The sequence below is a fragment of the Streptomyces sp. YGL11-2 genome (genome assembly GCF_050054615.1).
In the GTDB taxonomy this organism is placed as follows: Bacteria; Actinomycetota; Actinomycetes; order Streptomycetales; family Streptomycetaceae; genus Streptomyces.
In genome coordinates this window covers 40,257-50,374 of sequence record NZ_JBNHIN010000054.1, presented here as the reverse complement: position 1 = coordinate 50,374, position 10,118 = coordinate 40,257, and the positions used below count along the sequence as shown (strand labels likewise).

Below are 10,118 nucleotides of genomic sequence, written 5' to 3'. Positions count from 1 at the left end.
CCCACCGCGTGGTGCCGGGCGCCGGCTCACACCGGCGCCGCTGCTCCTACCAGGCGACCGGCAGTCGCTCGGGGATGCGCTTCATGAAGCGGGTGCGCCATACGAGTTGGTCGACGGGGACGGCCAGGTGCAGGCCCGGCGTGCGGGTGGTGAGGGCCTCGATCGCCGTCTCGATGTGCTTCTTCCCGAGCGGGACGGCGGGGCAGTAGTGCCCGCCGTAGCCGAACGAGAGGTGAGCCGCCGCGTTGGGCCGGTCGATGTCGATCGTGTGCGGGTCGGGGAACACGTTCTCGTCGGTGTTGGCGGCCTCGACCAGGACGAGGACGAGTTCGCCCTTCTTGATCTCCGTGTCGCCGAGCCGCATGTCCTCCATGGCCAGGCGGGGCAGCCCGTCGGCGATGGACAGGTTCACGCGCAGCAACTCGTCCACGGCCGCCGGTATCTTGCCGGGCTCCGCGCGCAACTGCTCCCACACCTCGGGGTGCTGAAGGAGCGTGAACACCGCCATGGTCAAGGCGCCCATGGTGGAGATGACCCCGGCGCCGAACATGGTGACGCCGACGGTGGCGAGCATGGCGTCCGTGAGGTGCGCATAACCGGGGTCACGGCGGAGGGCGGCGAGTTCGGCCAGGAGCCCGTCGGTGGCGGGGTCGTTGAGCCGCCCGGTCATGTAGGCGATGTCCCGGTCCCAGTTCAGGCGCGCCCCGGTGATGGGGCATGCCGAGTTCATGAACGCGATGTCGAGGCTGGACGCCAACAGTCGTGCGTCGTCGCGGGGGATGCCGAGGATGTGGCAGTGGAGGTGTTCGGCGTAGGGGTTGGCGAACTGTCCGCGCAGGTCGACCGGCGGGCCGTAGTCGAGGATGCCGTCGACCAGGTGGGCGGCGTGGTCGGTCATCCACTCCGTCAGGCCGCCGGCCTTGGGATTGATCGCCTTGAGCACGGCCTTCCGCAGACCGGCGCCGGTGATGTTGCCCATGTTGTTGACCACCTCGGGCGGGATGGTCAGCGCGTACTGCCGGGGAACGCCGGGGGCGGACGTGTCCTTGAGACTGAAGCGGGGGTCTTCGAGTACCTGCTTGCACAGTTCGTAGGAGGAGACCAGCCACGCCTCGTCCCCGGCGATGGTGCGCACCCGCGTGACCGGGGTGGCGCGAAGCCGCTCGATCTCCGGGGGGAGGCGGTCGCCGCGTGGGGAGAACGGGAAGTCGATCAGGGTCGGGGCGGTCGTCACTGGTCGCGTCCTTCGGTGAGGGTGCCGGCGGGGGTTATCACGGCGTGGCCCTGGTTGCGCGTGGCGCGCAGACCATGCCCGCGTGAGTAGAGGAGATCGGCCATCGGCAGTGCCTGGTGGTAGCAGTTGAGCGATGAGGGGACGCCCATGATCGCGGGGGTGTCGATGAACAGCGGCGCCTCGGCGCAGACGTAGTCGAGGCAGACCCGACGCTGACGGTCCGTGGGCTGCTGCCCGTTGAGAACCTTGCTGGTGAGGAACCGGACCACGAGCTGGTCACAGACGCCGCGGAACGCCGGGTCGGTGGACAGCCGATCATCGAGGCTCTCGCGGATCACGCGATAGGCGGGGATGTCCAGCAACGCGGACATGGGGCGCCCGCGGAGCCTGGTGCCGTCCGGGTCGAGCGCGGCAACGGCGGCGGTCACCTTGGCCCGTACGCCGCGCAGGTTCTTCACGGCCTTGCGCTGGGCGTCGACGGCCGGATATCCGAGCGCCTCGTACATGTCGGCGACATGCAGGTCCGTGTAGATGAGATCGACCTGACGGAAGTTCTCCACCCCCCAGGAGGCGAGGCTGAGGACTCGCTGATGGGTGAAGTAGGAGTTCCCCGGAGAGATGCCGATGACGGCGTGATCACCTTCGTCGGTGATGACTTGGCAGTGCGGGGTGTACGGACGGACGTGAAAGATCTCGGTCGCTGTCGTCAAGAGACGATGTCCCTACGTGCCGCTAGTCCCTGGGAACCCCGTGTTCCCGGTGTGGCGGCGACACCGAAAACCTACCCGACTGTCGGTTCTGGAGGGGGCCGAACCAGGCGGTAACTCGCAGGTCAGGCGCCTGATTGCGTTCATATGGCGTTCACAGGCGCGGCCCGCTGATCGCGCGTGAACGCGTCGCGATGCTGCTCAGGCCGAACCCTTGGGCCGGGGAAGGCAAGACGCGGCGCGGCGGGTGAGCCGGTGCGCAGGGTGGCCGGTCGGTCCACCGGGTCGCGACGGCGACCGATCTCGAACAGCCCCCGGGACCGTCGATACGTGGGGGATGTTCAGGCGCTGTGGCCGAGGTGGACGAGGGGGCGGGACCAACTGCGCAGCTCCGCCTTGTCCTTGAAGTTGCCGATGCTGGTGTCCATCGGGGTGTCGGTGTACTGGTGGAACAGCCACGGGTGCTGGATGTCGGGCTGCCCCGGCTTGCCGTTGTATTCGGCGATCCACAGTCCGTCGCCGGCGAAGGAGGTGGTGTCGCGGTTCTCCCAGAAGTCCCGGTTGCAGTAGAGGAGCGTTTTGTGGCCGGGGGCGGACGTCCGTACCTGCCTGAGCCAGCTGTCCTTCCACGCACCGGAGACGCCCGGGTCCTCCCAGTCGAGAACGAGGATGTCCCCATCGGCCAGGTTGATCTGGGAGAGGAAGTAGTCGGCCTGGGGCTTCATCGGCCCTGGCCGGGCGAAGTGATAGAAACCGGTCACCAGGCCGGCGTTGCGCGCGGTCCTGCGCTGACCGGTCCACTTGGGGTTCGTGTAGCTGGTCCCCTCGGTGATCTTGATGAACACGAAATCGCTGCCGGATGTCTTGTATCCCTCCGGCTGGGACGACGATACGTCGATTCCTTTGATGGTCATGGCCGTCTTCTTGCTCGCCGTGGTCCCTGCCTCCGGGCCGGGGACTTCGCCGCCCGGAGGTCGATTTCATTCTCCCGCCGTGCCGCGGCCGACGCACCTGGATCACGCGCCGGCGGGCGTGGATCTCCGTGGTGACAACGCCTGTTGGTTGTTCCGTCAACCGCTTTCGCCGGGCGGAAGCGCAGCCGCGAACACAGGGGTCAGAAGGCGATCGTCCACCCTTCGCGCCGGCCCTGCTCCCCGGTGTAGGACACTCCGTGGACGTTGATTCCGGCGGGGTCGAGCAGGGTGATCGTGCCGCCGAGGTCGGCGAGTTGGAACCCGTTACCGCCTGGGACGGCGACGGTGGCTCCGGGTGCCACCTGCTGTGCGGGCAGCGGGAGCCGGTGGCCCTGCTGGTCGGCCAGCTGCCAACCCGCCAGTTCGACGGGTGCGGGAGAGGCGTTGAGCAGGGTGACGGACTCGGCTTCCGGTGCCGGGCCGGCGGGCTTGACGAGGGCCGCCACGATGCGCAGCGGCGCCGCGCCGGCGCCGGACACCGGGGCCGCGGTCGGAATGGTGTGGCCGGTGGTGTCGTCGGTGTGCCAGGACTGGGACTGGAAGGCCAGGAAGATGGCGACCCAGCGCGTTTCGGCGGGCAGGTGGATCAGCAGTCCGCCGTCCTGCCAGACCCCGTCGTCGACGCGGAACCGCCCGCTGTTGCCCTGGTTCATGTGCATGTCGTGCACACCGTTGCCCGGCAGGAAGTGAAAGACCTCGTCGGGGACGGATGGTTCGGGGCCGAACCGCTGGCCGAAGGCGTAGACCTCCATCGTGGGATCGGCGATGGCGCGTTGTACGTAGTGGTCCAGCAGGTCGGCGAGATCGTTGTTCGCGCCGGGGAGATCCGCCGGCAGCACCCGCATCGAGGACGGGACGAACATGTTGCCGCGGATGTAGTCGAGGCTGGCGCTGCCCGACCGGGACGGCAGCGTCGTCCAGCCGCTGCCGGCGGCCGGAAGGAGCTGCGTCAGCGGATGGCGGAAGTCGTCATCGGCCAGGTACAGCAGCTCGGGTGGGGACTGTTGGGACAGGACGTTCACCGCCGCGCGGTAGTGGGTGCCGGCGTTGTCGGTGAGGTGGATCTGGTAGTGCGGGGTGCCGGTGCTTCCCTCGCGGCGCCGGTCGACGGCGCGGCCCGCCAGCACACCGTAGAAGTCGATGGGCATGGTGTCGCCTCCGAGCCGGGGCGGCCCCCGTGCCGGGGGCTATGCGGGCTGCAACTGCTGATGGAACGCCTTCCGGGCCACGTCGTCGTCGGCGGGGAGGATGGCGCCCCGCCATGCCTCGGCTCGTGCTTCGGCGTCGGCGGGCCCGGCGGCACGGCCTGCCGGACCGGGGGTGACGAGATGCGCCGCGTACGGCGACCGGGGGTGGGCGGCCAGTACTTGCACCCGGCCGTCGCCGGAGCCGCGGGGGGCGACCGGAACCACCGCGACCGGCAGGCCCTTCGGGTCCGTCACGAACAGCTGGAAGTCGTCGTAGCGGAAGTGGTCGATGTCCACGATCGGCTTCGGGTAGTGGTGGTAACCCGCCGCCGCCGGCAGGACACCGGTGTGCGCGCCGGCGGGCAGCGGAACCGAGGCGTTGAATATCGAATCCGTCCACTCGGCCACCTGGTCGGCGGTCTGTATCGGGGTGTTGAGCAGCCGTTCGCCGTCGTCGTAACCGAGGCTCACGTAGCCGGGCAGGGTGTCCGGGAAGGCCGCGATCACGCGCAGGGCGTATTGCCGCATGCGGTCCACCTTCGCAGGGTCCGCGCAGAACTGCGCCGACCACTCGATGCCGAGCGGCAGGATGATGCACATCCAGCCCTTGGTGTCCTTGAGCCACATGCCGGCCCCGTGATGGTCCTGATACGGACCGGGCGCGAACGGCCAGTCGTCCATCGTGCCGACAAGTTCATTCATCAACTTGCGGCTTGCCACGAACTGCGGGCTGTCGGTGCGCGGGGGGTGGTCCGCCACGGAGATGGTCCATGGCTCGTCTTCGTGTTCGGTGTGTGTCGATGGCGCGGTGTTCATGGTGATCTCCACGGGGGCCTGGGAAAGCCGTGACGCGTGAATGAGCTTGACGCGCAGGCTTGATGTGCAGGAGAGGGAGCTGAGTCCCGCGGTGCCGCATTCGTCCGGCACGCGTGAGAATGGTCCTGTGGGGGAGATTTTACGCCTGCTGCGGGGGCGTCGGAAGGGATGTCTGCCCGAGCCAACTACCCGTTGACGTACCGGTCGGTGGGGTCTCGCGCGGGCGTGGGCCCCGGTGGCTCAGGCGCCGGGGGCGCCGGTGCGGAGGCCGTCCATGACGAGGTCCAGAAGGCGGCCGGCGCGCGACTGCCAGTCGCCGTGCGGGTCGAGCTGCCAGAGGCCGGAGATGGCGAGCAGGAAATCGTCGGGGGTGACTCCCGGGCGGAGGGTGCCGGCCTCCTCGTTCGCCGCCAGCAGGAGGGAGACGGCCGAGGTCAGTGGGCCGTGGGCGAGCCCGACGAGCGTGCCGTGGGTGCCGACGGCCTTGCGCAGGGCGGCGGCAAGACCCGCCTTGGCCATGGCGTATTGGGCGAGCCGGTCCATCCATTCGCGCAGGGCCCGGTCGGGCGGCTGGGCGGCGAGGAGGTGGGCGGCGGCGTCGCAGACCTGCTGGACCTCGTGGCGGTAGACCTCCAGGACCAGCGCCTCGCGGTCGGGGAAGTTGCGGTAGAAGGTCCCCTGGCCGACGCCCGCCTTCTTGGCGATGGCGCTCAACGGGGCGTCGGCCGCGCGCGTCAGCTCGGCCAGTGCCACTTCCAGGATGCGGTCGCGGTTGCGCTGCGCGTCCGCGCGCAGGGGTGCGCCGTGAGGGCGTTGCACTCGTCCTCCTGCCTGGATACGCGGCCGGTCCGGGCCGGTCCGGTCCGGTCTTGATGAGTCTTCTCGGTGGGCGGTCTCGGCGAGTGGTCTCGGCGAGTGGTCTCGATGAGCGGTCTTGATAAGCGGACAGCTGTCCGGTAGGTTCCCAGGACAACGGACAGTTGTCCGTTTAAGGCCACCATAGCGGCAGACGGGGCGGTGGATACGGTCGGTTGGAGTCCGGGGGCCACCGCGGCCCGGCCGCCACCGCGCATCCGGCGGCCGGTACCCACTCCGGCGCCGCTGCGCACCGCACCGCACCACGCCCGCCCCTCCCGTAGTCCGCACGGTCACCGGCATCGCCCCGCCCGGGGCGCTCGTCCGGCGGGCCGGCACGCTCCACGTCCCGGTCGACCGCGGCGGGCATCACGCCGGCGCCCGCCGCGCCCCCTTCACGCGAAAGAAGGCTGATCATGGCCCAATCGACGGCCGGCGCCATCACCCTGAACATCAACGGCGAGAAGCACACGCTGCCCGTCGACCACCGCACCACCCTGCTCGACGCGCTGCGCGAGCGCCTCGGCCTGACGGGCACGAAGAAGGGCTGCGACCAGGGGCAGTGCGGCGCCTGTACGGTGCTCGTCGACGGCCGCCGGGCGGTCTCCTGCCTCCAGCTCGCGGTGGCCGCCGAAGGGCGGGAGATCACCACCATCGAGGGCGTCGCGGACGGTGCGCGGCTGCACCCGGTGCAGCAGGCGTTCCTCGACCTCGACGGCTACCAGTGCGGCTACTGCACACCGGGGCAGATCTGCTCGGCGATCGCGGTGATCGAGGAGCACGCGGCGGGCTGGCCCAGCGCGGCCACCGCAGACGTACGGCCCGAAGCCGGGGTGCCCCAGCTGACCGCCGACGAGATCCGGGAGCGGATGAGCGGCAACCTGTGCCGGTGCGGCGCGTATGTGGCGATCGTGCAGGCGGTCGCGCGGGCCGCGGCGGACACCGGGCGGCCGGTGGGCGCGGCGGACGCGGAGAACGCGGAGGATGCGGCATGAGGGAGTTCGGCTATCGGCGGGCGTCCGACGTCCAGGGCGCCGTCGCGCTGCTCGGCGCCGCGCCCGAGGCGCGCTATCTGGGCGGTGGCACCAATCTCGTCGACCTGATGAAGACCGGGGTCGAGCGGCCCGCGCTGCTCGTCGACGTACGGGAGCTGCCGCTCGACCGGATCGAGGCCACGGACGCCGGCGGGCTGCGGATCGGCGCGACCGTCACCAACAGCGATCTCGCGGCCCACCCCGAAGTGCGGCGCCGCTACCCGGCGTTGGCGCAGGCCGTGCTGGCCGGCGCCTCGGGCCAGCTGCGCAACATGGCCACGGTCGGTGGCAACCTGCTCCAGCGCACCCGCTGCGGCTACTTCACGGACGTGACCAGGCCGTGTAACAAGCGGGCCCCCGGAAGCGGTTGCCCCGCCGTCGAGGGCGAGCACCGTCACCACGCGATCCTCGGGGCCTCCGCGCACTGCGTGGCCGTCCACCCCTCCGACATGGCGGTGCCGCTGGCCGCCTTCGACGCCGTGGTCACCTACGAAACGGCGGACGGGCCGGGCGAGTTGCCGCTCGCGGAGTTCTACCGCCCGGTGGGGGACACCCCGCACCTGGAGACCGCGCTGCCGGCCGGCGCGCTCATCACCGGCGTCACCCTCCCGCCGGCCCCGGTCGCTGCCCGCTCCCGCTACCGCAAGGTGCGCGAGCGCGCCTCGTACGCGTTCGCCATCGGGTCGATCGCCGCCGCCCTCGACGTCCGGGACGGTGTCGTGCACGAGGTCCGGCTCGCCCTCGGGGCGGTCGCGTCCCGGCCCTGGCGGGCCCGGCAGGCCGAGCGGTTGCTGACCGGGGGGCCGGTGAGCGCCGAGGCGTTCGCGGCCGCCGCGGACGCCGAACTGGCAGCCGCCCAGGCGCTGCCCGACAACGGTTACAAGGTGACACTGATGCGCAACCTCGTCATAGCCGCACTGTCCGAGCTGTCCCTACCGCCCATGGCATCAGGGGTGGCCGGGGCGGCGACCGACCGGAGCGGGGAGGCCGCCCGATGACGACCACGACCACCGGACGGCTCGCGCTGGTGGGGGCCGTCGGCACCGCGCACACCCGCGTGGAGGGCCGGGACAAGGTCACCGGGGCGGCCCGCTACGCCGGCGAGATCCCGTTCGCCGAACTCGCCCACGGCTGGCTGGTGTTGTCCACCATCGCCCGCGGCCGGATCCGTGCCGTGGAGACCGCGCCGGTGCTGGCGATGCCCGGCGTGCTCACCGTGCTGCACCACGGGAACGCCCCGCGCGTCGACGGGGACTACACCGGCCCCATGGGGCCGCCCGACCCGGCGATCCTGGTCTTCCAGCACGACCGGGTGCCGTGCGCCGGCTGGCCGGTGGCGCTGGTCGTCGCCGAGACCTCCGAGCAGGCCAGGGAGGCCGCCGAGGCGCTGGTGGTCCGGTACGACGAGGAGCCGCACGACATCGCGTTCGCGGCCGGGCGCCCTGGTACGTACACCCCGGCGGACACTCCCCGGGCGGCGGCGGAGCAGCAGAAGGGGGACCCGGTCGCCGCGTTCGCCGCGTCCGCGGTCGTGGTGGACGCGGAGTACACCACACCCGAGGAGCACCACAACCCGCTGGAGCCGCACGCGGCGGCGGCGCACTGGGACAACGGCCGGCTCGACGTCGTCGACTCCAACCAGGGCAGCGTCTTCGTGGCCCAGGAGCTCGCCAAGCTGTTCTCCCTCGACCCGGGCGCGGTCCGGGTGCGCTCCGAACACGTCGGCGGTGCCTTCGGGTCCAAGGGGACCCGTCCGCACCAGGTGCTCGCGGTGATGGCGGCGACCGTCCTGCACCGCCCGGTCCGCGTCGTGTTGACGAGGCGTCAGATGTTCTCGCTGGTCGGCTACCGCAGCCCGACCGTGCAGCGGGTCCGGCTCGGCGCCGACCCCGACGGGCGGCTGCGGGCGCTCGACCACGAGGCGCAGAACCTCACCTCGACCCAGCGGGAGTTCGTCGAGCGGAGCGCGGACCCGGCGCGGGTGATGTACGACGCCGACGCGCACCACACCGTCAACCGCGTGGTGCGGCTCGATGTGCCGACCCCGACCTGGATGCGCGGCCCGGGCGAGGCGCCGGGCTCGTTCGCGCTGGAGTCCGCGCTCGACGAACTCTCCGAGAAGTGCGGGGTGGACCCGATCGCCCTGCGCATCCGCAACGAGCCCGCCGCGGGCCCCGTCTCCGGGCTGCCGTTCAGCAGCCGCAACCTGCTCGCCTGCTACGAGGAGGGCGCCCGCCGGTTCGGCTGGGCGGACCGGGACCCCCGTCCGGGCATCCGCCGCGAGGGGCGCTGGTTGCTCGGGACCGGTATGGCGGCGGCCTCGTTCCCCTCCGGAGCCGCCCCGTCCACGGCGTCCGTGACGGCGGAGGCCGACGGCACGTTCACCGTGCGCATCACCGCCGCGGACATCGGGACCGGGGCGCGGACCGCGCTGACCCTGATCGCCGCGGACGAGTTGGAGGTGGCACCGGACCGCATCCGCATGAGGATCGCGGACAGCGACTTCGGACCGGCGATGATCGCCGGCGGCTCGATGGGCACCCGTTCCTGGGCCTGGGCGGTCACCGTCGCGGCCCGCGACCTGCGTGGCCAACTGGCCCTGGGCGGCGGCGTTCCGCCGCAGGGGATCACCGCGCGGTCGGACACCGCGGAACTGATCGGCACGTTGCCGGCCCGGGAACGGCACTCCTTCGGCGCCCAGTTCGCCGAGGTGGCCGTGGACGTCACCAGCGGCGAGGTGCGGGTACGGCGGATGCTCGGCATCTTCGCCGCCGGCCGGATCGTCAACCCGCTGACCGCGCGCAGCCAGCTCATCGGCGGCATGATCTGGGGGCTCTCCATGGCCCTGCACGAGGAGGCGGTCCGCGACGACGTCTCGGGCGGCCACGTCGGAGCGGACCTGGCCTCGTACCACTTCGCGTCGAACGCCGACGTACCGGTCGTCGAGGCGGACTGGGTGGACGACCCGGACGACGAGGACCCGGTCGGCATCAAGGGGATCGGCGAGATCGGCATCGTGGGCGCCGCGGCGGCGATCGCCAACGCGGTCTGGCACGCGACCGGTACCCGCCACCGGCACCTGCCGATCCGCCCGGACCGCATCCTTTGCGCGACCCCCGGCCCGCATCGGCCGACCACCTGAGAGAGCCTTCGTCCACGGGACGTTGGGGCGGCGTTCCGTGTCCCCGATCTCCCCCTTGTCGCGCCTGAGCCCGGAGCCTTCCGTCCCGCCCGCCGTCGCTCATGTGGCGCCCCCGCACGTACGGGGCGCCACCGCGACGTCACGAAGCCGGGCGCGGGCGGGCGGGTGT

9 protein-coding genes are annotated in these 10,118 nt (G+C 71.5%); 3 read left to right on the top strand and 6 right to left on the bottom strand.

The genetic code is table 11. The features are described from left to right. Positions 1-46: 46 nt before the first annotated feature. From ACO1BR_RS36545 to ACO1BR_RS36520, 6 genes are all read right to left on the bottom strand, one after another. Positions 47-1,234 carry a cytochrome P450 gene (locus ACO1BR_RS36545; protein WP_426799418.1) on the bottom strand — a complete coding sequence of 396 codons (1,188 nt, stop codon included), beginning with the start codon at positions 1,232-1,234 and terminating at the stop codon, positions 47-49. Beyond that, positions 1,231-1,944 (bottom strand): tRNA-dependent cyclodipeptide synthase, encoded by a 714-nt coding sequence (locus ACO1BR_RS36540; protein ID WP_426799417.1) that lies wholly within the window; start codon positions 1,942-1,944, stop codon positions 1,231-1,233. Before ACO1BR_RS36540 ends, ACO1BR_RS36545 begins: the two co-directional genes overlap by 4 nt. Before the next feature lie 338 nt (positions 1,945-2,282). After that, on the bottom strand, positions 2,283-2,855 hold the full coding sequence (locus tag ACO1BR_RS36535; protein WP_426799416.1) for a glycoside hydrolase family 25 protein: 573 nt from the start codon (positions 2,853-2,855) through the stop codon (positions 2,283-2,285). Positions 2,856-3,055: 200 nt separating this feature from the next. Beyond that, complete coding sequence (locus tag ACO1BR_RS36530) at positions 3,056-4,063, bottom strand: DUF2278 family protein (protein WP_426799415.1); 1,008 nt, start codon at positions 4,061-4,063, stop codon at positions 3,056-3,058. Positions 4,064-4,102: 39 nt separating this feature from the next. Next, complete coding sequence (locus ACO1BR_RS36525) at positions 4,103-4,918, bottom strand: DUF6424 family protein (RefSeq protein WP_426799414.1); 816 nt, start codon at positions 4,916-4,918, stop codon at positions 4,103-4,105. A gap of 240 nt (positions 4,919-5,158) precedes the next feature. Continuing rightward, entirely contained in the window at positions 5,159-5,737 is a 579-nt protein-coding gene (locus tag ACO1BR_RS36520; protein WP_426799413.1) for a TetR/AcrR family transcriptional regulator, read from the bottom strand. Between the two features lie 452 nt (positions 5,738-6,189). Here ACO1BR_RS36520 and ACO1BR_RS36515 point away from each other — a divergent pair, with 452 nt between their 5' ends. Genes ACO1BR_RS36515 through ACO1BR_RS36505 form a run of 3 tightly spaced genes read left to right on the top strand, consistent with a single transcriptional unit; the run spans position 6,190 to position 9,949 of the window. After that, a complete protein-coding gene (locus ACO1BR_RS36515) occupies positions 6,190-6,768 on the top strand; it encodes a (2Fe-2S)-binding protein (protein ID WP_426799412.1) in 579 nt (192 codons plus the stop codon). After that, a complete protein-coding gene (locus tag ACO1BR_RS36510; RefSeq protein WP_426799411.1) occupies positions 6,765-7,805 on the top strand; it encodes an FAD binding domain-containing protein in 1,041 nt (346 codons plus the stop codon). Before ACO1BR_RS36515 ends, ACO1BR_RS36510 begins: the two co-directional genes overlap by 4 nt. After that, positions 7,802-9,949, top strand: a complete 2,148-nt coding sequence (locus ACO1BR_RS36505; RefSeq protein ID WP_426799410.1) for a xanthine dehydrogenase family protein molybdopterin-binding subunit — start codon at positions 7,802-7,804, stop codon at positions 9,947-9,949. The genes ACO1BR_RS36510 and ACO1BR_RS36505 overlap by 4 nt, the downstream gene beginning before the upstream one ends. The last annotated feature ends 169 nt before the right edge of the window (positions 9,950-10,118 follow it).

What these genes read in the sequence shown, in the direction of transcription:
- ACO1BR_RS36535 (WP_426799416.1), bottom strand. Translation starts at nt 2,855, where the DNA reads ATGACCATCAAAGGAATCGACGTATCGTCGTCCCAGCCGGAGGGATAC.
- ACO1BR_RS36530 (WP_426799415.1), bottom strand. Translation starts at nt 4,063, where the DNA reads ATGCCCATCGACTTCTACGGTGTGCTGGCGGGCCGCGCCGTCGACCGG.
- ACO1BR_RS36525 (WP_426799414.1), bottom strand. Translation starts at nt 4,918, where the DNA reads ATGAACACCGCGCCATCGACACACACCGAACACGAAGACGAGCCATGG.
- ACO1BR_RS36515 (WP_426799412.1), top strand. Translation starts at nt 6,190, where the DNA reads ATGGCCCAATCGACGGCCGGCGCCATCACCCTGAACATCAACGGCGAG.
- ACO1BR_RS36510 (WP_426799411.1), top strand. Translation starts at nt 6,765, where the DNA reads ATGAGGGAGTTCGGCTATCGGCGGGCGTCCGACGTCCAGGGCGCCGTC.
- ACO1BR_RS36505 (WP_426799410.1), top strand. Translation starts at nt 7,802, where the DNA reads ATGACGACCACGACCACCGGACGGCTCGCGCTGGTGGGGGCCGTCGGC.